This is a genomic window from Myxococcales bacterium, from assembly GCA_016720545.1.
GTDB lineage: Bacteria > Myxococcota_A > Polyangia > Polyangiales > Polyangiaceae > JAAFHV01.
On sequence record JADKKK010000006.1, the window covers coordinates 436,318 to 456,856 of the forward strand.

17 protein-coding genes and 1 pseudogene are annotated in these 20,539 nt (G+C 72.1%); 11 read left to right on the plus strand and 7 right to left on the minus strand.

Going from position 1 to position 20,539, the window contains the following annotated elements:
- Positions 1 to 302 precede the first annotated feature (302 nt).
- From IPQ09_15570 to IPQ09_15580, 3 genes and pseudogenes are all read left to right on the plus strand, one after another.
- A pseudogene (locus IPQ09_15570) lies at positions 303 to 1,654 on the plus strand (UDP-glucose/GDP-mannose dehydrogenase family protein).
- A gap of 14 nt (positions 1,655 to 1,668) precedes the next feature.
- Positions 1,669 to 2,628 carry an NAD-dependent epimerase/dehydratase family protein gene (locus IPQ09_15575; protein MBL0195615.1) on the plus strand — a complete coding sequence of 320 codons (960 nt, stop codon included), beginning with the start codon at positions 1,669 to 1,671 and terminating at the stop codon, positions 2,626 to 2,628.
- Between the two features lie 143 nt (positions 2,629 to 2,771).
- Positions 2,772 to 3,311, plus strand: coding sequence for a hypothetical protein (locus tag IPQ09_15580; protein MBL0195616.1), 540 nt, complete (start codon positions 2,772 to 2,774; stop codon positions 3,309 to 3,311).
- 40 nt (positions 3,312 to 3,351) lie between these two features.
- Here IPQ09_15580 and IPQ09_15585 read toward each other — a convergent pair whose 3' ends face one another.
- The gene (locus IPQ09_15585) at positions 3,352 to 4,239 is read right to left on the minus strand and encodes a hypothetical protein (GenBank protein MBL0195617.1); all 888 of its coding nucleotides are present in this window, start codon (positions 4,237 to 4,239) and stop codon (positions 3,352 to 3,354) included.
- Positions 4,240 to 4,508: 269 nt separating this feature from the next.
- Here IPQ09_15585 and IPQ09_15590 point away from each other — a divergent pair, with 269 nt between their 5' ends.
- The 3 genes from IPQ09_15590 to IPQ09_15600 all read left to right on the plus strand — a co-directional run bounded on the left by IPQ09_15590 (position 4,509) and on the right by IPQ09_15600 (position 7,683).
- Positions 4,509 to 5,453 carry a hypothetical protein gene (locus IPQ09_15590; protein ID MBL0195618.1) on the plus strand — a complete coding sequence of 315 codons (945 nt, stop codon included), beginning with the start codon at positions 4,509 to 4,511 and terminating at the stop codon, positions 5,451 to 5,453.
- 115 nt (positions 5,454 to 5,568) lie between these two features.
- Positions 5,569 to 6,495 carry a hypothetical protein gene (locus IPQ09_15595; protein MBL0195619.1) on the plus strand — a complete coding sequence of 309 codons (927 nt, stop codon included), beginning with the start codon at positions 5,569 to 5,571 and terminating at the stop codon, positions 6,493 to 6,495.
- Positions 6,496 to 6,645: 150 nt separating this feature from the next.
- Positions 6,646 to 7,683, plus strand: a complete 1,038-nt coding sequence (locus IPQ09_15600; protein MBL0195620.1) for a helix-turn-helix transcriptional regulator — start codon at positions 6,646 to 6,648, stop codon at positions 7,681 to 7,683.
- A 27-nt stretch (positions 7,684 to 7,710) separates the two neighbouring features.
- On the opposite strand, the gene IPQ09_15605 is transcribed toward IPQ09_15600, so the two are convergent.
- Positions 7,711 to 9,129, minus strand: coding sequence for a hypothetical protein (locus IPQ09_15605; GenBank protein MBL0195621.1), 1,419 nt, complete (start codon positions 9,127 to 9,129; stop codon positions 7,711 to 7,713).
- A gap of 138 nt (positions 9,130 to 9,267) precedes the next feature.
- Between IPQ09_15605 and IPQ09_15610 the strand changes: the two genes are divergently transcribed.
- A complete protein-coding gene (locus IPQ09_15610; protein MBL0195622.1) occupies positions 9,268 to 10,260 on the plus strand; it encodes a hypothetical protein in 993 nt (330 codons plus the stop codon).
- Between the two features lie 430 nt (positions 10,261 to 10,690).
- Here IPQ09_15610 and IPQ09_15615 read toward each other — a convergent pair whose 3' ends face one another.
- The 4 genes from IPQ09_15615 to IPQ09_15630 are packed head-to-tail and all read right to left on the minus strand — an operon-like array spanning position 10,691 to position 14,043.
- The gene (locus IPQ09_15615; GenBank protein ID MBL0195623.1) at positions 10,691 to 12,055 is read right to left on the minus strand and encodes a PD40 domain-containing protein; all 1,365 of its coding nucleotides are present in this window, start codon (positions 12,053 to 12,055) and stop codon (positions 10,691 to 10,693) included.
- A gap of 29 nt (positions 12,056 to 12,084) precedes the next feature.
- Positions 12,085 to 12,861: a hypothetical protein gene (locus IPQ09_15620; GenBank protein ID MBL0195624.1), complete on the minus strand. Its 777-nt coding sequence runs from the start codon at positions 12,859 to 12,861 to the stop codon at positions 12,085 to 12,087.
- Positions 12,858 to 13,289 carry a biopolymer transporter ExbD gene (locus IPQ09_15625; protein MBL0195625.1) on the minus strand — a complete coding sequence of 144 codons (432 nt, stop codon included), beginning with the start codon at positions 13,287 to 13,289 and terminating at the stop codon, positions 12,858 to 12,860. Before IPQ09_15625 ends, IPQ09_15620 begins: the two co-directional genes overlap by 4 nt.
- Before the next feature lies 1 nt (position 13,290).
- Positions 13,291 to 14,043, minus strand: a complete 753-nt coding sequence (locus tag IPQ09_15630; GenBank protein ID MBL0195626.1) for a MotA/TolQ/ExbB proton channel family protein — start codon at positions 14,041 to 14,043, stop codon at positions 13,291 to 13,293.
- A 185-nt stretch (positions 14,044 to 14,228) separates the two neighbouring features.
- Between IPQ09_15630 and IPQ09_15635 the strand changes: the two genes are divergently transcribed.
- From IPQ09_15635 to IPQ09_15645, 3 genes are all read left to right on the plus strand, one after another.
- Positions 14,229 to 15,194 carry a DNA-3-methyladenine glycosylase 2 family protein gene (locus IPQ09_15635; GenBank protein ID MBL0195627.1) on the plus strand — a complete coding sequence of 322 codons (966 nt, stop codon included), beginning with the start codon at positions 14,229 to 14,231 and terminating at the stop codon, positions 15,192 to 15,194.
- A gap of 32 nt (positions 15,195 to 15,226) precedes the next feature.
- Positions 15,227 to 16,438: a hypothetical protein gene (locus IPQ09_15640; GenBank protein MBL0195628.1), complete on the plus strand. Its 1,212-nt coding sequence runs from the start codon at positions 15,227 to 15,229 to the stop codon at positions 16,436 to 16,438.
- A gap of 140 nt (positions 16,439 to 16,578) precedes the next feature.
- Entirely contained in the window at positions 16,579 to 17,961 is a 1,383-nt protein-coding gene (locus IPQ09_15645; protein ID MBL0195629.1) for a hypothetical protein, read from the plus strand.
- 93 nt (positions 17,962 to 18,054) lie between these two features.
- On the opposite strand, the gene IPQ09_15650 is transcribed toward IPQ09_15645, so the two are convergent.
- On the minus strand, positions 18,055 to 18,789 hold the full coding sequence (locus tag IPQ09_15650; GenBank protein ID MBL0195630.1) for a class I SAM-dependent methyltransferase: 735 nt from the start codon (positions 18,787 to 18,789) through the stop codon (positions 18,055 to 18,057).
- A gap of 101 nt (positions 18,790 to 18,890) precedes the next feature.
- On the opposite strand from IPQ09_15650, the gene IPQ09_15655 reads away from it, so the two are divergent.
- On the plus strand, positions 18,891 to 20,528 hold the full coding sequence (locus tag IPQ09_15655; GenBank protein ID MBL0195631.1) for a PHP domain-containing protein: 1,638 nt from the start codon (positions 18,891 to 18,893) through the stop codon (positions 20,526 to 20,528).
- The last annotated feature ends 11 nt before the right edge of the window (positions 20,529 to 20,539 follow it).

The window sequence follows — 20,539 nt, forward strand, 5'->3', positions numbered from 1 at the left end:
GTCGATTTGCTCCCGTCGCCCCCGCGCCGCCGCAACGGCACGGGCTGCGTCGCGCTCCTCCGGTGCCTGCTCACCTACAAGAGTACAAGAGTAGGCTCCGCGGGCTCCTCGGATCGCGCCTTGCCCGATGCCGCGCGGACGGCGCGCGGGCTCGGTCCGTTGATCAACGGGGTGCCAGCTATAGCTCGCTAGCTAGCCCAGAGAATTCATGAGGCTTCCGCGCGAGCATCGTGTGGTGATTCCGCTTCGAAACCCTACGTTTTCGCAATTGCAGCGGGGCGCTCGCTTTGATAAGCGGCCTCATGCGATTGGTCGTCTTCGGCGCGGGCTACGTGGGTCTCGTCACCGGGACGGGGCTGAGCGATCTGGGCCACGAGGTCCTCTTGGTCGACATCGACCCCGCGCGCATCGCCATGCTCGAGGAGGGGAAGATCCCCATCTACGAGCCACGGCTGGCAGACTTGGTGCGACGCAACCAGCGGAGCAAGCGGCTGCAGTTCGCGACCAAGGTGAGCGCCCCGTTCGACACCGCGGACGCGTACTTCATCGCGGTCGGCACCCCGCCGAGGCCGGACGGCGCCGCCGACGTGAGCGCCGTGTTCACCGCCGCCGAGACCATCGCGCGGGAGGCCAAGAGCGCCGCGCTCGTGGTCGTCAAGAGCACGGTGCCGGTCGACACGTGTGACGCGCTCCAAGGGCACATCGCGGACGCGCACGCCGAGCTCGAGGTCGTCTCCAATCCCGAGTTTCTCCGCGAAGGCGACGCCGTCGCCGACTTCTTCAAGCCCGACCGCATCGTCCTCGGCGCGCGCAGCGAGCACGCTCGTCGGGTCCTTCGCGACCTCTACGCGCCCCTCCAGCTCTCCGGCGAGCGCGTGGTCGTCACCGATCCGCGCTCGAGCGAGCTCGTCAAGTACGCGTCGAACGCCATGCTCGCCATGCGGGTCTCCTTCATGAACGAGCTGTCCCGACTGTGCCACGCCACCGGCGCGGACATCCACGCCGTCCGCCTCGGCGTCGGTACCGACGCGCGCATCGGCAAGAAGTACCTCTACTCCGGCCCCGGGTACGGCGGCTCGTGCTTCCCCAAGGACGTGCAAGCCCTCGCGGCGCTCGGCAAGGTGCATGGGGTGCCCATGCGGCTCGCCGAGGCCACCCACCTCGCCAACGAGGAGCAGGCCGCCTTCATCGCGACCCTCGTGCGACAGGTCCTCGGTGACCTCCACGGCAAGCGGGTCGCCTTCTGGGGCCTCGCGTTCAAGCCCGAGACCGACGACGTCCGCGAGGCGCCGTCCGTCAAGCTCGCCAACGCCCTGCTCGAGGCCGGCGCGACCGTCGTCGGCCACGACCCGGAGGCCAACGACAACTTCGCGGCCGTCATGGGCGGCCGAGTCGCGGTCACTCTCAGCGACTACGACGCGCTCGACGGCGCCCACGCCGTCGTCCTGCTCACCGAGTGGCGCAGCTACCGCGCGCCCAACTTCGCCGAGATGAAGAGGCGAATGGCCCCAGGGCCGCTCGGGACCCCCCGGTCCTCGTCGACGCGCGAAACATCTGGCGCCCTTTCGACGTCATTCGCGCTGGCCTTCGGTATCAGGGCGTGGGCGTGACTGACAATCCTGTCCGACCCGCCGATAGAGCTTCGCATCGCTGACCGAGGGGGGATCTATGGCCAGGATGGTCGTTACCGGAGGCGTGGGCTTCATTGGGTTTCACGTCACGCGGGCCCTCGCAGCTCGCGGCGACCAGGTCGTGGTCCTCGACGACTTCAGCGATGCGCCCTACCCCGAGGTCGAGAAGCGTCGCAACGCCGCCGACTTGCTCGCCGACTTCCCCAACGCCGTCCGGATCATCGAGGGCTCCGTTACCTCTCGCGCCACGGTCGACTCGGCTCTCGACGGCGCCACCTCGATCGTCCACCTCGCCGGCCTCGCGGGCGTGCGCCCCTCCTTCCTCGACCCCGCTCGCTACGTCGCGGTCAACGTCGAGGGCTCCGTGAACGTCTTCGAGTCCGCCGCGGCGCGCGGCATCCTGCGCGTCGTCGCGGCGTCGAGCTCCTCCGTGTATGGCAACGACACGCCGCTCCCCGCCCGCGAGGACGCCCCCTCGATCGAGCCCGCGTCTCCCTACGCTGCGAGCAAGCGCTCCATGGAGCTGCTGGCCCTCGCCTGCGCGCGACGGGTCCCCGACATGAGCTTCTCCGCGCTCCGGTTCTTCACCGTGTACGGCCCGCGGCAGCGCCCCGAAATGGCCATCACGAAGTTCGCTCGCGCGCTGCTCAAAGGCGACCCGCTGCCCATCTTCGGCGACGGCTCCATGCGCCGGGACTTCACCCACATTAGCGACATCGTCCAGGGCGTCCTCGCCGCCGAGCGGCGCACCTCCACGGGCTTCCGGGCCTTCAACCTCGGCTCGGGTTCTCCGATCACGCTCTCGGACCTGGTCGTGGCGCTCGCCGCCGCCTCCGGGCGCTCCTCGGAGCTCATCCACGAGCCTCAGCCGCTCGGCGACGTGGACGCCACGTTCGCCGACATTGCTCGCGCGGGCGCCGAGCTCGCTTGGCAGCCTCAGGTGCCGTTGGCCTCCGGCCTCGCCACGGTCTTCGACTGGCTCGCCAACCGCCGGTAGCCTCCGACGACATCGCCCAAGGCGCTGCTCAGCTTCGAGGGGCCCGGCAGGCAAGCTTCGCTCGCGCCGAACACCACCCGAAACTGGCAATTCACAGCCGAGAGCAGTGGCGCGGCGGCACGTGGTCGTGGCAATAGGGAAGCGTGCGTCCTACACACTCTCGCCACACGCACCCGTCGCTCGTCTCGGCGGTCGTCGCGCTGTCGTCGCTCGTCGCCACGTCCGAGGCCCGCGCGAGCGGCTCCTGGTTTCCGGTCGAGACCACCCGCGTCCCGGTTGGCTTGAACCTCGGCGCGGCCGGGGGCGGCGGCCAAGGGGTCGGCGCGCTCCTCGGCGGCGAGGCCAGCGTCGTGCAGTGGTCCGACGGGTTCTGGTACGGCGGATACGTCGACATGCTCCACGACTTCGCGCGCAGGTCGAGCCGCCTCAGCGCGGGCGGCGAGATCGGCTATTGGCTCTTCGGAGTCGACGCCGGGTTCGTCCACGACTTCGCCGCCGGCGCCAGCGGCTTCCGCGTGCGCGGGCTCGCCTCGATCGCCGTGGTCTCGCTCTACGGCGGCGGCGGGAGGCTCTACGGCGGCGGCGGCGGCGCGTCCACGGGCTTCGTCGAGGTCGGCGTGCTCCTCAAGTGGGCCATCCTCGAGCGCGCGGACGGCTCGGGGTGGCGGCTCGGGTTTCCCTGACCCACAATCACCACGCGGCGCGCCGCCGCGGCGCGTTCGCTCACCGCGCGGGGCACCCTACGAACGTCTGGGGCCATCGCCCGGCCTCGGGCGTGAGGTGTCCAAGCTCGGCGCCGCTCGTCATCTTCTTCGCGAGGGCGAGGGCGGTCGGCTCGGCCGGCGAGATCACCGCGAGATCGTAGCGGAAGCCGTACGTGTTCGTGGTGGCGAGCGCCGACTCGCTGCAGCGCGCCGCGGTGGGCGAAGCCTCGGCGACGAAGCACTCGGCCAGGAACGCCCGAAACTCCTCCACGAAGGCGCGGTTCGGATCGACCGTGTGCGCGTCGATGTCCTTGTAGTAGCTGCACTCCGAGCGGTTCGCGACGTGGTTCACCTCGTGCACCAGGGTCGCCGCGAGCTCGCCCGGCGCGAGCTCCTCGTCGATTGTAAAATACACACGATTGCCCCACTGGTAGCCCGCGAGCTCCTTCTCCAGGGTGGCCCCGAGGGACGCGTCTCCGAGCCACGTGCGGTCGGCCGGATCGGGCGGGGCGCCCTTGCACGCGGGCAGCTTGTAGTCTTTGCACATGTGCCAGCGATCGATGCCCCGCGCGCCCGCGATGGACCCCAAGAGCACGTCGCCCGCGCCGATGCGGTCCACCGTGAGCCGCGCGAGCTCACGGGAGAGCGCGGGGGCCTCCCGCCGCGCGGCGACGCGCGCGAGCACCTTCAGCGCCTCTTGGATCTTCTGCCGCGCGACGGGCGAGAGCGGGACCTCGGGGTTGGCGTCGACGAAGCGGTAGCTGCGCCGCGCGATGTCGTCCTCCGACTCGGCGACCTCGCTGGTGGCGCCGGAGCACCCGCCCAGCGAGCCGGCCACGCAAGCGGCCACGAGCCCCGCGACGCAGGAGCGAGCGAGCGCTCGGAGGGCGTGAACGTCTAGGCGCATGACGATTCAGGGTACGCCGCACGCCTCGCGCGGTCACGGGATCCCTCGCGCGAACGGCCGTGGTCCTGTACACCGACGGCGCTCGCCCGACCGCTGCGAGAGCGCCGGAGATCCATCCTCCACCTGGAGGGTTGTCCAGGCGACGCCGACCGGGAAAGGTGCTGAAGTGCGCGGATCGCGCCCGTGTGGGGCGCTCCCGTTGCCCTGAGTGAACTCATAGAATGAGGTGTGCGTCCGCTTACCCGCGCGCGCGCGCCTGCGGAGAAGCCATGAAGCACGTATCCCTCCTCGTAGTCTCTCTCGTCCTCGGCGCGACGGGCGTGTTCGCGGGCTGCGTCGGTGACTCCCCCGTCGCGGCCGACGGCGGCGCGCCCACCGCGACCGCGACAGGCACGGGCACCACGCCCGTCCCCGACGCGAGCGTGAAGGACACGAGCGCGCCGGACACGAGCGTGCCCGACACCAGCACGCCCGACACGAGCGCGCCCGACGCGCCGGTCGCGTTCGACCCGAAGGCCGTGCCCGGCCTCGCGCTGTGGCTCGACCCGGCGGAGGGCGTGACCGACACAGCGGGCAAGGTGAGCGCTTGGGCAGACAAGTCCCCGGCGGGCCTCGCGGTCGCCCAGGCCACCGCCGCGAACCAGCCGGCGAAGGGCAACCTCGGGGGGAAGCCGGTGCTCGTGTTCTCCGACTCCACCTGGCTCGCTTCGCCGGCGGCCACCGTCGGCAACAAGCTCGACTTCGGCGTGGGCGACCTCACCGTGGTGGTCGTGTGCAGCATGGAACCGACCACCTCGAACGTACTTGCCGGTGTACTCTACAAGGTTCCCGACGTGGCCGTGCCGCCCTTCGACGGACTCCAGGTCTACGGGAACCTCGCGGGCGGCGGGCGTCCGGGCGCCGGCCTCGCGGGCGAGGGGCTCATCCTGACGGCGAGCGCGGGCAGCACCGTCGCGGACGGGAAGCTCCACGTCCTCGCGATGCGGCGCGCCGGCAACGCGCTCACCCTTCGCCTCGATGGCACGCAGGTGGCCGCCTTGACGGCGACGCCGCGGAGCGTCGACAGCGTGAGCCCACTGCAAGTGGGCGGGCGAGCGGCGATCACGCACAACCTCGCCAACAAGCTGGCCGACGTGCTCATCTACAGGGGCGCGGTGTCGACCACCGACTTCGCGAGCCTCGAGGGCTTCGTGCGGACCAAGAACGGCATCTGAAGACGCGGACCGACGAGCCCTCCTCCACCTGGAGGATTGTCGGCGCTCTGCGCGTGACCAACAGTGCGAGGCGCGGGGATGACCCTCCGCGCCTTCTTCTTTTCGGGAGCTCAAAATGACCCATCGCGCTGCCTATTCGCTCGTCCTCGCTCCGTTCGTCGTCATGGGGGTCGTCGCGGGCTGCTCGGGCACCGACGCGACCGCCGGCGACTCGGGGGCGCCTTCCGCCACGGCCACGCCGACCACGACGCCGACCCCGACACCGACCCCGTCCACACCCCCGACCGACGCCGCCGCGCCCGACACGTCGATCCCCGACACCGGCACCCCCGACGCCCCCGTCGCCTTCGCGCCGAATCAGGTCGCGGGGCTTCAGCTCTGGCTCGATCCCGCGCGCGGCCTCACGCAGGCCGGCGCGAAGGTCTCCGCGTGGGCGGACCAGTCGAGCGCCGGGAACACCGTGTTCCAGGGGAACGGCGACATCCAGCCCAGCGTGGGTCAGGCGGGCTCGAAGCCCGTCCTGGTGTTCGCCGCGCGCACGTGGCTCCAGCGCGACCCCGCGACGACCAAGCTCGACTTCGGCACGGACGACGTGCTCGTCGAGGTGGTCGTGGGGCTCGACTCCCGCACGACGGCGCTCACCGGTGTACTCTACAAGGGGCTCTTCCCGGCGCCGACGTTCGATGGCCTCCAGGTCTTCGCCAACATCTCGAGCGACGGCAAGCCGGGCGCGGGCCTCGACGGCGACAAGCTCAAGCTCCAAGGTCCCACCGCGCTCGCCGCCGACGGGAAGCTCCACCTGATCGGCTACCGCCGCGTCGGCGCCCGCGTCTCGCTCCGCGTCGACGGCGTGGAGGTGGGGAGCGCAACTGTGCCCGCGCGCTCCGTCGACAGCGTGAGCGAGCTCACCGTGGGCGGCCGCCCAAGCGAGGTCCACAACGCGCCGAACAAGCTCGGAGACATCCTCGTCTACCGTGGCCCCGTCGGCGACGCCGACGTCGCCAAGATCGAGGCCTTCCTGAAGCAGAAGGACGGCATCTGACGAGCGCTTTGACGACGGACGAGCGCGGACGAGACTGGTCACCCGATTGACCAGCCGATCGCCCCGACGGAGGGCCGAGCTCCCGCGTCGTGGTCAGTCTTGTCAAAGGCTTGAGCGATCCGCGGGCGCGTTCCTGCTAGCCTCTCCTGGGTGGTCACGCGGGGCGAGTTGGGGACATCCGAGAGGGCGCGGGAGGCGCTCGTCGCGTGCGGGCGGGGCGAGCTCGCGCTCCTCGACGCGCTCTCCGCCTTCGTCGATACCTCGGGCGCGCTCGCGGCCGGCCTCACGGTCTGGAGGTCGGGCGCGTTCGTCAAGCAGACCTGGCTCGGGCTCCCGGCCTCCTTCGAGCGCGCGTACGTGGAGCAGTTCCACGCGGCCGATCCTTGGATCGAAAGGGTGCGCGCGCTCTCGGTGGGGTCGGTCCTCGTCAGCGAGGATCTGCTCCCGCGGCGCCAGCTCGAGGCGGGGGCGTTCCACGCCGAGCTCTGCCGGCCGCACGGGATCCGCGACATTTACGGCAGCCGGCTCGCCCGCGTCGGCCCCTACGACGTGACGCTCGGCGTGCTCCGACCTCGCGACGCGCGCGGCGAAGGAAGGCGCGAGGCCGCGTTGGTGGAGCGCCTCCTGCCGGAGCTCGGGCGCGTGGCCGACGCCGAGGTGGTGGCGCTCCGCCGGGCGATCGCCGACACGTCGCTCGACGGGCTCGCCTTCGCGGTCTTCGTGCTGATGGGCTCGAGGCCGGAGGTCCTGCTCGCGAACGCCGCGGGCCGAGCGCTCGTCGCCTCTGGCATGGTGGAGCTGCTCACCGGAGACATCGTCGTCGACGGCGAGAGCCTCTGCGGGTGGCTCGGCGCGGGGGGGAGCGGACGCAGGACCACGAAGCACCGGGGGGTGCGGGTGAGCGCGGGCCCTGCGCGAGAGCTGCACGGAACCTCGGTGCGAGATCTCTACGTGCACGACCCGGTCAGCGTGAACCACGAGCTCGCGGCGCGCGCGCGGCGCGCCTACGGCCTCACCGAGCGGGAGACCCAGATCGCCCGGCACCTCCTGCTGGGCAGGGCGCCGAAGGAGATCGCGGCGGCGAACGGGGTCTCCGTCGCGACGCTGCGCAGCCAGCTACGACAGCTCTACGCGAAGGTAGGGGTCGAGGGGCAGACGCAGCTCGTGGGGGCGCTTTCGTGCCCCTGACACGGCGCGCGAGCCGCCGGCGGCGGTTCACTCGAGCGCCTCGGTGACGGTCGCGAACGCGGCCGCAGGGGACACCTCCTCGCCCGCCGAAAAGAGGCTGCTGCGCGGAGACACGTCCGCGGGCAGGCAGGCCGAGTCGCCTGGATTCGAGAAGTAGAACTTGGTCCCGGTGAACTTGGCGCCGGCCTTCAGCACCTTCGTGATCGACCGCTTGCAGCCGGTCTCCTCCACGATCGCGATGTGCGTAGCAGGCGCGCTGCAGAGGTCCTGCTCGTAGAGCGGCTGCGTGCAGGCCGGATCCGCGAATTTCTGCTGCGTCTCTCGGGCAGTGACCGTCCGCACGGTGCCGGGGAGGCACCGCTTGACTCCGTCTGCGAAGGAAGACGGCGAGCACGCGACCTCCCCGTCGAGCAGGGTCTGCGCTTGGCCGACGGCCTTGTCGGCGACGGTGTACTCGCGCGAGCGGAGGCGTCCGGAGCCGACGGAGCGGCTCGCCACCGCGGGGAACGTGGCGGGGTCGACCGTCGCCCCCAGTTTGTACGCGGAGCGCGCCGCACCCGGAGGGGCGGGCAGCGCCGCGCACGTCCCGCCGCCCTTGGCGTAGAGCGCGCTCACCGGCTCGCCCAGCGCGCGGTACTCGAGGCGGTAGCCATCGCACTCGCCGGCCCCCTTCTTCGCGAAGATTTGTGCGACGGCGGGCCGCGCCCCGCAGGCCTCCGACTGGTACGAGACCGCGACGGGCTCGCTGCACGCCGCGTCCCCGAACTCCGACTCCGGCGTTGACGACGCCGCGGCCGGTACGCACCCGAGGGCCTCCCCGCTCACGTCCGAGAGCGACTGGAGCGCGCACTCCGCCTTCGACGACGTGATGGCGAGCTGGTAGACGGCCGCCGCGCCGTCGGCCGAGCGGACCTGCGTGACCGTGAGCGGGCCCGCGGCGACCTCGGACGTGGTGAGCTCCGCGAACTTCGCGAGGTCCACCTTGGTCGTCGCGTGCAGCGGGGCGTCGGGAGAGAACGCCTCGCACGCGCCGTTCGACTTCCGGTAGGCCTTCGGGCCCTCGAGCTTCGCGCCGATCTCGTACACCTCGACGCCCTTGCCGCAGGAGTCCGCCGTGGCGGTGAACTTCGACGGCTCGCACTCGGCTGGCGCGCGCGCGGCCAGCAGCGTGCACGCCGCGTCGGCGAACAAGGGATCGCCGCCCACCAGCGGGAGACAGCGGAGCTTGCCGTCGGCCCCTTGGCGCGGCGCGCAGTCTGTGCCTAGCGCGCTGTCGCTGAACGACTGGAAGACCTTGGCGCCCCCCTCACCCGAGAGGACACGCGCCTTCAGGCGGCTCCCCCCACGAAAGAGCGTGAGCCCGCCCGAAGCGTCGTCGGGCGAGGGCGTGGTGCTGGAGCAAGCCGCGAGCAACAAAGTGGCCAAGAGGTAGGGGAGAGCGCGCATGATCGGGCAAGATAGCGCCAGCTGAAGTGTGCGCCGCCGCGTTTAGGCCGGCATCATCCAACTGGAGGAGGCGCGACCCTGGGCCGATGTTCCGGGGAGTGCTACAGCCGGTGGAGGCAAAGCTCCCCTCGAGGTCCCATGGCACGCGCCCGCTCCGTCTCTCCGCTCGCCACGCTCGCCACGCTCGCCACGCTCGCGGCGCTCGGTCCGGTCTTCGCCGCGTGCTCGAACGAGCCGGCGGGCGCCACCGATGGAGGGGCTGTGGACGCCGCCCCGACCACCACGACGACCTCCCCCACCGCGCTCGCCGACGGGGCGCCGCCCCCGCCCACCGACGGGGCGCCACCGCCGCCGCCCACCGACGGAGCGCCGCCGCCCCCGCCCACCGACGGTGGACCGCGGCCCGCGAACGTCGTGGGCAATGGGGGTATCGCCGCGTGGAAGGCGCTCTCGGCGGCCGAGAAGGCCAAGGTCGGGGCCGCGCGCACGTTGTTCCTGCACATGTCGGTGGGGCAAGACCTCGAGAACGGCGTCGAGGCGAACGGCGTCAATTTTCGCACCTACACCGCCTCGAGCACCGCCGCGGCCGGGCTGAACGGGGGAATCTTCCGCTCCGGCTTCGGCGTCGACAACGGCAACCCCACGCGGAAGGTGCAGGTGTGGGAGGCCGAGTCCGCCAAGGCGGCGAACAACCTGAACGTCGCGATCATGAAGTACGGCTACGCCGACGTGACCGCTCCCTTGCTCGCGACCGCAAAGTCGGCATACGCCGCGGCGGTCACGGCGCTGAAGGCCAAGGGCATCAAGGTCGTGCACGTCACACCGCCGCTCGTGTTCGACGCGACCGAGAACCCACCGAAGCTCCAGCTCCGCGACTGGATGTTCGCGACCTTCCCAACAGATCCGATCTTTGACCTCGTCGACGTCGAGAGCACTCACCCGACGACGGGCGCGCGCTGCGAGGTGGGGGGCGTCTGGCAGATATGCCAGGCCGTACGCTCCACGGCCGCGTGCCTCAGCGATCAATCGGGCCCGGGCGGCGACGACCCGAGCCAGGGGCACCTGTGCCCCACGCAGGCCACGCGCATCGCCCCGGCCTTCCTCTATGCCATCTACCTCGCGGTGAAGTGACCACGAGGCGCGCGAGCTCCGCGGGCGGGGCGGCTCAGGATCATCCGGAGGAGTCGGCGGCGGGGAGGGAGCGGCGGCGCGGTGGCGGGGAGGCCGGCGTCGTCCCGAGGGAGGGAGGGGCGCCCCTTTTTCGGCGCCGGCGGGTCCGTCCTCAACTCGGACGGCGTTCCGCGCGGGTGGGGGCGGCGCCCAGCGCGGACAGCGGCGTTGACATGACTGGCGACCGCGCGAGAACGCCGACCCTCAAACAGGGAGGCTCCTCCCGCCGGCGCCGAAACAGAGGCACCCCTCCCTCCCCCCCTCCCTCCCTTTGGCGGCGCCTTGGTGTGGGGAGAGAGGGAGAGGCGCACAACGGGCTACGGCGATTGCCCGACGTGTCTGCCTTCGGGGGACGGGTAAGCGGCCAAGCGCGACGCGAGCGCGTGCTCCATCACTTCGTGGGAGGCAGGCGCTCCCACACCACCGACTGCCCGGCCCCACCGGCCACCTTGCGGGCCATCCACGGGCGGAGCACGGGCATCACGTAGAGCCCTGGTCCCGCGCCTGTCTCCGTCGTCGAGAAGAACGCCACCATGCGCCCGTCGGGGCTGCACGCGGGGTAGCGGTTCTCGCCCTGGCGCTGGGTGAGCCGGCGCAGGCCGCCGCCCCGCGTGTCGGTCGCGACGAGCTCGGCCCCGCCCTGCACCTCCACGGTGAACACGAGCAACAGCCCTTGGGCCGTATCGCAAAACGAAGGAGCGCTCGCCATGAAGCCGGCGGGAGACACCGGCGCGCCGTCGACGTGGACGCGTTGAACGGGCGCGCCACCCACGTAGGCCATCTTGCCGAGCGGACCGAACGCCGGGTGGTGGGCGAGCGGCGACGCCGGCCCCGCGGTGAGCTTCCCCGCGTCGTTCGGCTCGCCGACCATGATGAGCGACTTGCCGTCGCGCATCACGGTGACGGCCGTGCGGGTCCCGTCGGGCGAGAACGCGAGGCCGAGCGCCGAGCCCGGCAGGTTGAACGGCAGGATGGTGCCGGCCACTCCCGTCGCCACGTGGAACGGGGCGTAGTCACGGCTGATGAGGTAGAAGAGCCGGCCGCCGGGGCCGAACGCGGGGGACATGACGGTCGAGTCGGTGGGGCTCTCGAGGGCCTGCCCGAACCCGTCGGCGTCGATGCTCTGCGCCGTCTGCCAACGACCGGCGCGCTGGGCGAACGCGAGCCGGCTCGCGAACGCGCCGGGGCGACCGGTGAGCGCCCCGAGGAGGGCGTCGGTGACGCGGTGGGAGGCGGCCCTCGGGCTCGTGCCCGCGGGGACGGGAAACACGCCGCGGTAGAGCGGCCTCGGCGCCGCGCTCGGGTCGGCTCCTGGGGCGAGCGGCGTGGCCCCGGCGGTCAGGTAGGCCTCGGCCACGAGGGTCGGCGTGCCGGCGGGCGCGCTCGGGTCGAGCGTGAGACGCACGACCGCCTCAGCGCCCTTGCCCCGCCACGCCACGAGGTCGATGAGCGAATCGCGCGTGGCCGCCGGATCGGGGGCCTTGTCGTCGGCGAGCACCTCGTACGCGCCCGACAGGTCGAGATCGTTGCGCACGACGTCGCGCGCGGTCCTGTCGGCCTCGCCCGCGGGCGGCGTGGGCACGAGCCCGAGCTTCGGGCGCGGCGCGATGCCGCCGGCCGAGCCGTCGACCTCCACGGTACCGAGCGCCGAGTCGTCGGGCGGCGAGGAGGGCGGGGAGCTCGACTGGGCCAGCGCCTCGGGGCCGACGGCGGCGAGCACGGCGACCGCGGCGACCGCGAGGGCGGACCGACACAAAGAAGGGTGGACTCGAGGGCTCGTTCGCGTCACTCGCACTGGCTCCGGACTGTGCATCGGAATCCCACCGACAGCGTTTTTCCAAGCATATCTGGATAGTTGGGCGGCGGTGGCGGCAGCTCTCCGCCGCTCGCGCGGACGCGCGCCAAGGTGGCCTCGACCTCGGCGTCGAAGGCCGCGTTCCCGCTGAGCCCGACCACCGAATAGCCACCCATCCGACGATCGTTGCCTATCGACACGATCGCCTCGCCCCGCAGGGTCTTCAGGGTCTCGAAGGGCACTTTCCCCCGGATCTGGAAGTGGGCCAGAAACCATGAGGCGAGCTGCGCGCGGTAGAGGTCGGCCGCGCGCCCCTTCAGCGGATCTGTCTCGGTGCCGTGGTCGGAGCCCGCCGCCGCGCCGAGCGTGGTGGAGGCCCCCGCCTCTCCCGCTCCGCCGTCGCCCTCGGCCGAGGTGGCGACGCTCGGCCCGGCGTCGGTGGCCGCGACGGCGCCGGCGTCGCGCGGGTTCTTCGGGGGTGTGTCGACGTCGGCGTGCGGCGAGGGCTGGGCGGTCTCTTCCTTGGAAACCTTGGCCTTTCGTTCCCACGCCGACGGCAGCTTGCCCGGGTTCTGGCTGCCCTTCTTCAGCAGCGCGACCGGAGTGATCGAGACCGCGAGCGGCCGCGCGTTGTCGTCGGAGATCGCCACGGTGACCGGCGCCGGCGGCGGAAGGAGAAAGAGCGCGACCACGGCGAGCTGCGCCAGCACGGCCGCGCCGGCGGCGACGACCACCTCGCTCGGACGGAACGCGAGGGCCGCGATCACGGCTTCCGCTCCTCCTCGGGCTCGACGAGCAGGTTCAACGACGTGACTCCGGCGGTGCGGGCCGCGGCGACCGCGCGCGCCACCACGCCGTAGCGCGCCTCCTTGTCGGCCAGGATGTACACCTCGTGCTCGCTCTGGACGCGCGCGTTGGTCTGGAGCTCCTGCTCGAGGTTGGCCGTGACGTCGCGCTCGCCGAAGAGGATCTTCTCTTCTTTGGTGATGGTGACGACGAGCTTTGCGTCCTTCAGCGGCGTGTTGGCGGCCTTCACGTCGGGCAGATCGACGTGGAGTCCGGTGGTGAGCAGCGGCGCCGTGACCATGAAGACGATGAGGAGCACGAGCATCACGTCCACGAGGGGCGTCACGTTGATGTCGGTGAAGCCGCCGCCACCGCCGTCCGAGCTGCGGCGCCCGCCCGCGAGCGCCATCTCAGCCACGCTCCGACGGGGAGCGAGTGGACGGCGTCCGCGTCGAGACCGGACGCACCGACACGAGCGGGATGGGGACGTCCGCCTTCTCCTCCGCGATGAGCGCGACCCACTCGGCGGCCGAGGCCTCGAGCTCGGCGACGAGCTCCGCCACGCGCTTGTCGATCGCGTTGTAGAAGACGACCGCGGGGATGGCCGCGGCGAGACCGATCGCGGTCGAGATGAGCGCTTCGCCGATCGCCGGCGCGACCACGGGCAGCGCGGCCGACTTCGCGGCGCCGATACGCACGAAGGCGTCCATGATGCCGTACACGGTGCCGAAGAGGCCGATGAAGGGCGCGGCCGAGGCGATGGACCCGAGGGGCGAGAGCAAGCTCCGCGCGTGGCGGCGCTCGTCGACGATCGCGCGGTCGGCCGCGGCGCGGAGGCGCTCGAGGTTCGTGGTGCCGCGCTCCGAGAGCTCGCGCACGACCCGGGCGCCCGGGGAGTCGAGGCCGCCGCCGGCGAGCTCGAAGAGCGCGGCGCCCGAGCCGAGGCCCTTCGCCGACTTCTCGAATTGTTGCGAGGAGCTACGCAGCCTCGTGAGCTGCTGGAGCTTCAGCGCGGCGATGAGCCATACGCCCACGGAGCAGAGCACCAGCAGCACCACGGTGACCTTCACCGGCCACGACGCGTGCCCGATGAGCTGCACGAGATCGAACTCGATCTTCGTCTCGGCCGGTTCGACTCGAAGTGCTCGAAGCCATCGAAGCAAGGGGGACCTCCGCGACGGACCTGCGCGGCGCCCCTCGCCACGCCCCCGTGCCCTCCGATTCTAGCCGAAAAATGCCCATGGGTCGCGTCACGCGTCCGCGCGACGGACACGAGGCGCCGCGACGGGCGCGCGGCTGGTGGCGACGGCTGGCCGCGTGTGGCTCATGGTACGCTGAGACCGCCGCGATGACGACCGAGCCCCTCTCGTTGCCCCGCCCGCGCGGGTTCGCGCTCCGCGCCGCCTCCGAGTTCTACGCGGGCTTCACGCCCGGCAGCGGTATGGCGACGGTCGACGGCGCTGGGCGAGAACCGAGCCTCACCCTCGCCTTCCGCCTCGACGGCACGTACGAGGCCGTGGCGGTGTGTCTCCGCGAGGAGGGCGATCGCGTGATCCTCGAGCCCGCCGGCACGACCGATCACCGCGCGCTGCGGGCGCAGGTCGCGCGCATGCTCGGCCTCGACCAGGACCCGGACGCGTGGCTCGCCGTGGGCGCGCGCGATCCCGTCGTGGGGCGACTCCAGGCCGAGTTCCCTGGGTTCTTCACCGCCGCCAAGCCCTCGCCCTACGACGCGGCGTGCTGGGGCGTTCTCGCCGCGCGCCTGCCGATGACCCAGGCGGCGACCCTGAAGACGCGCCTGGCCGAGCAGCGCGGCGACGTGGTGAGGCTGCACGGCCGCGCGCACGCCGTGTTTCCGTCTCCCGCGCAGCTCGAGGCGCTCGACGCGTTCCCGGGCCTGCCCGAGCAGAAGCTCGCGCGGCTCCGGGGTGTCGGCGCCGCCGCGCGGGCCGGCAAGCTCGACGCCGAGCGCCTGCGCGCCGCGGACGTGGCCACGGCGCTCTCGGAGCTGCAAGAGCTGCCCGGCGTCGGCCCGTGGACTGCGAGCCATATCCTGTTTCGCGGCGCGGCCCTCCCCGACGGGCTGCCGACCGCCGAGCCGCGGGTGCTCCATGGTCTCGCCGCGGCGTACGGCCTCGATGCGCCAACCGACGAGACGCTCGCGACCCTCGGTGTGCGCTGGCGGCCCTTTCGTATGTGGGTGTGCGTGCTCCTCGCGCGCCACCTCGCGCGAGCGGAAGGTGGGCGAGGGTGGCGCCACCCGGGGCTCGCGAGAGAGCGCGCTGCGGCCGGGCGAAAGCTCCGCCGTACGTAGCGCGTGGACAGGAGATGCCGTACGGTCGAGTCATGAGAAGAGCTGGCTTCGCGGTCCTCTTGTGCGCCCTGCCCGCCGTGTACGCCGCGTGCGAACCGAGCACGCCGGGCGACGGCTCGGCGGACGCCGGGCTCCAAGACGTAGCCGCCCCCGACACGTCGACCCCCCCCGGGACCGACGCCGCGAGCGACACGGCCACCCCACCTCCCGACACGGGGGTGGACGCGGGGCCCCGTGACGCCAGCACCGACTCGAACACCGCGGACGCCAGCGCCGACGCGGGCGGCGACGCCAACACCGACTCGGGGACGGACGCGGCGACCGACGCGGGCGCGATGGACGCGGGCGCGGACACCGCTCCGCCGCCCCTCCCGGTGGCCACCACGATCGACACGGACGTGGATCTCTACGACGCCAACGACACGCACGTGCTCTACCGCAAGGTACCTTTGGGCAACGCGCTCCGCTATTGCGAGTCGCGCGCCTGCGCGACCCCGCGCCAGGTCGGGGTCTCGAACTACAACGCGGGTAAAGACTACTTCGCGGCGTCGACGACCAAGTTCTACGTCTTCCGGGACCACCAGAACTTCCAGGCCTCGCTGCACTCGTTCTTGCCCACCACGTTCCCTGCCGTCGCGACGCAGGAGCAGCTCGTCGGCGCTGGCTGGAACGGGCGTATTTTCGTGTCGGCGTACTCCCAGACTCGGTCGCAAATCTCGGTCACCTACACCAAGACCCCCATCCTCGGCGCGCCGACGACCGCGTTCGGCGTGACCCCCATCGTCACCGACCAAGTGCCCATGACCCGGGGCTCTCATTGGAACTTTGGGAGCGACGCCAGCTTGGGCACGGGCTCGATGGCGCCGACCGTCACGGGCGCTACGCTCCCGGCGCTGGCGACCCCCGCCGCGCGCATCGGCACCAGCGCGCGAGGCGCGACCGTCCCCCACCCGGTCGCGGTCATCCTCCGCGACGGGAACCTCGAGGCGTGCCCCACCGCGGGAAATTGCGCGGCGTGGATCAACCTCGGCCCGCTCGGCGACACGTTCAACCTCGACGGCACGAGCCTGTACGTGGGCGGCCCCACCGGCCTCGGGAAGTGTGCGCTCTCCGAGATCGCCACCCTGGGCACCTGCACCCTCACGCCGCTCGTCGTCGGCGACCCCATCGCCTCCCGCGTGATCCTCACGGCGTCTCAGGTGTGGTTCATCACCGGCGGGACCCTCAAGTTCATTCCAAAGTAGCGACGCGGGGCCAACGGACGGCACGAACCAGGCGCAGGCCCGACCCACTCGTGGAGCCGGGCCCGCGGTAGACTGACGGCCAGGGCCGCACCCGAGGTCGCTGTGCGCGATCGCGCGCTCCGGATATGCTGTTCCGCGCGATGGCCGCCGCGAAGCCCAAATCGAAGCTCTCCCTGTCGCTCGCCAATGTCCGTGATCCGCGCCGAGCGAAGCTCTCCCCCGCGGAGAAGAAGCAGTGGAGAGGGCTCATCGCCCAGGAGGGCCTCGACGACGGCGACGAGGACTCCGTCCAGCTCGTCGACGTCCTGGAGGGCGGCGCCGTGAGGTACCAGCTCTACCTGTGGTCCTTCGGTAGCGCCGCCCTCTTTCCGGCGGGGAAGACCAAGCCTGTCGGCGGCGCAGTGCAGCACACGTTCCGGGCCAACGACCTGGAGCTCTGCGCAGCGCTCGCGGCCGCCTGGAAGGCGAGCGCAAAGAAGCTGAGGCTCCGCGAGGCGCTGAGGTTCGAGCTCGCGAAGGAGCCTCTCCCCCACGAACCTGGAAGTGAGCCCCGGAGGGGCGAACGAAGGTCTATGGCGGCCCCGAGCCGAAGGCGAGGGCGCCCAAGGAACGGGGGGGGGCCCCCGGGGGGGGGGGAGGGGGGGGGGGCCGGAAGGGGTGTCGCCACGGCCACGACCCAGCCCGCGGGCGGTGGGGTGGCCCACGCGATCGCCTCGCTGCGATCGCTCGCGAAGGCGGGCAAGGGCCGCGAAGCGTCCCGGGCCGCCGACGCGCTGAGGGACGAGACCTTCACGGCGTGGCGCCTGTACCCGAAGCTCCTCGTCGACGACCTCTCCGCGGATCAGCGCGCGGTGCTCGAGGTGTTGCTCGATCTGGAGCTCGCGCGAGATCTCGCCAACTGCGGGCTCTTTAATCGCGACGCGCACCTCGCGCGCTTCCTCGGCCGGTCGCGGCCCGGCCCGAGCGACGTCACCCTCGAGGTCGGGGAGCGGACCGTCCCCGTCTGGTGGGCGGTCTCGGCGGTGGGCTCGGGGCACGCGCGGCCCGACGAGGTGCTGAAGGGGTGGAAGAAGGTGCCGACCGTCGCCGCCTTGGCGGCGTGGACAGAGATCGCGCGCGACGGCGCGTACGACGTCCTCACGGTGCGCGCCACGTCGATGAAGGACGCTGGCTTCTCGTCCAAGCCGTACATGGTCGACTACCGCACGCGCGTCGTCTCGCTCCTCGCGGACGTGTCGCTCGCTCTCGGGGCCGAAGGCGAGAAGGCGGCGAGGGCGCTCACCACGAGGCTCCCCTCGTGGGGCGGCGCGTGGCAGGTCTTCGTGGCGATCGCGAGCGGGCTCCGCCACGCGAACGGTGCCCCGCTCGACACCGCGTACGACAAGACCTTCGCGAAGCTCTGGGAGCGCGTGGGCGGCGACTCGTTCCACGCGCCCGCGTTGGCGACCGCGATCGAGGAGGCCCTGCCCCGCGAGCGCGCCAAGGCGTTCGTCGCCGGGCTCAGGCCGCCCCGCGGACGATGACAGGGGCCTGCACGAGGTGGAGCTCCCCCCCAGCTCGCCTTCGAACGACGAGCGCCTGGAGCTAACAACGTCGTCGTCGCGCGCTGCGCCCGGCTACTTCGGGCCCTGCTGCTGGGTCGGCGCGACCGCGAAGACGAGCACGTACTGCTGCGGCAGCGCGACCTCTCGCACCTTGGTGAGGCCCGCGCGCGCGGCCGTGGCGACCACCTCCTCGGCGGCGAGCCTGTGCTCGGGCGGCGGGCCCATGGTGGCGCCCTTCGCGAAGTCGACGATCGCGACGCGGCCGCCCGGGCGCAGGCGCTCGCGGAGCTTGGCGAAGTACGCGTCGCGCGCGTCGATGTGGTGGAGCGTGTCGACGACGAGGATGACGTCGACCGCCTCCGGGATCTTCGGATCGTGCGGCGCGGCCTGAATGGCCACGATCCCGGGCAAGGCCTCTCGCTTCGCGCGCTCGGCGAGATACCGCACCATGTCGGCCTCCACGTCGATGGCGAACACCTTCCCCTCGGGCACGCGACGGGCCAGGCGGACGGAGAAGTACCCGGTGCCGGCGCCCACGTCCGCCACCAGGCTCTTGGGCGTGAGCTCGAGCGCGTCCAGCACGGTGTCCGGTCTCTGCCATTCGTCGCGCTCAGGCGCGTCGAACACCTTCGTCCACCCCTCGGCGCCGTCGAATCGCTTGTGGAGCCCCTGCCCGTGGTGACTGTGGCCGTGCGGCGCGGGGCCGTGAGGCGGAGGCGGCGGCGGGGAGAGCGGCGACGGCGGCGAGGCGCAGCCGGCCGCGGCGAGCCCGACGAAGCAGAGCGGGGTGACGACTCGACGCCTCATGATGCGATCTCCACTTGCGGAACCCCTAGCACGCCGAGAGCGCTCAGCGCACACGGCCGCGCGACGCGGGCGAGGGCCTCGATCCCGGATACCATGGGGAGATGCGACGCCGACTGCCCCTCCTCCTCGCGTTCACCGCCCTGCTCGCGCTCGCCGCGATCTCCCGCTCCGCGCGCGCCGACAGCACGATCACCCTGGAGGGCGACGTGCCCACGGGCGGCCCCGAACATTTCTTCGTGCCCTTCGAAGTGCCGGCGGGCACGAAGGAGCTCGAGATCGAGCACGACGATCTCTCCGCGACGAACATCCTCGATTTCGGGCTCGACGACGCGCAGGGCTACCGCGGCTGGGGCGGCGGCACAGACGAGCACGTGGTCCTGAACGAGCGCGCCGCGAGCCGCGCCTACGTCCCGGGCCCGCTCGATCGCGGAGGCTTTCGGGTCGTCGTCGGCAAGGCCAAGCTCGTCGCCTCTCCCGCGAAATACCGGATCAAGCTCACGTTTCGCGACGCGCCCACGCTCGCGCCTCAGCCCGAGCGAAGGCCGTACGCCCCGTGGCCCGCGCTCGCCACGGGCGCGCGCTACTACGCGGGAGACTTCCACGTGCACTCGCGCGAGAGCACCGACGCGAAGCCGACCCTCGACGAGATCGCGGCCTTCGCGCGCTCGCGCGGCCTCGACTTCGTCGAGATAAGCGACCACAACACGGTGACCCAGCACGACCTCTTCGCGGACGCGCAGGCCCGCCAGGCGAGCCTGCTCTTCGTGCCCGGGATCGAGCTCACCACCTACGCTGGCCACGCGAACGCGATCGGCGCGACGCGCTTCGTCGACCACCGCCTGGGCCAGCCCGGGGTGACCATGGGCGGCGCCGTGGACGCGGTCCTGGCGCAGGGGGCGGTCTTCTCCATCAACCACCCCCTGCTGGATCTCGGCGACGTGTGCATCGGCTGCGCGTGGAAGCACGACGTCGCACCCGACAAGGTCGGCGGCTACGAGCTCGGCACCGGCGGTCAGAAGGAGGGCGCGCGCCTCTTCCTCGACGTCACTCTCGCGGCGTGGGAGGCGCTGCTCGACCGTGGCTCGCACGCAGCGGCGATGGGCGGCGGCGACGACCACGCCGCGGGCAAGGCGACGGGCGCGTTCGCGAGCCCGCTCGGCAGCCCGACCACGCTCGTCTATGCGACCGAGCTCTCCGCCCCGGCCATCGTCGACGCGGTGAAGCGCGGGCGCACGGTGGTGAAGCTGCAAGGCCCAGAGGACCCCATGGTGGAGCTCTCCACGGAGGGCGGCGGGCTCCCCGGCGATCGCCTCCGCGCGCGGAGCGTGCGTGTGCGCGCCAAGGTCACGGGCGGGCGCGGACACCGAGTGCGCTTCGTGCGCGACGGCGCCGTGGACACCGAAGCCGAGATCACGAGCGATCCCTTCACGCTCGAGTCCACCGTGAGCGAGGCGACCCTCTCGACCGCGAAGCCTGGGCGAGAGCTCCGCGTTCGCGCCGAGGTGGTGGTCGACGACCGACCGCGCACGATCACGAGCCACCTGTTCTTCACCTACGACCCCGCCGGCTCCGCGGCGGCCGAGCGCGACGCGGTCGCGCCAGGCCCCGGGTCGGGCTGCGGCGTGGCGCCCGCGGGCGGAGGCGTGTCGCTCGCGATCGCGTCTTCGGCGGTCGCGCTCGTGGCCTATCGCCGGCGGCGGCGCGCGCTCGGGGCCGCCGGCGCAGACCGCGCGGCGTGAGCGGCGATCTT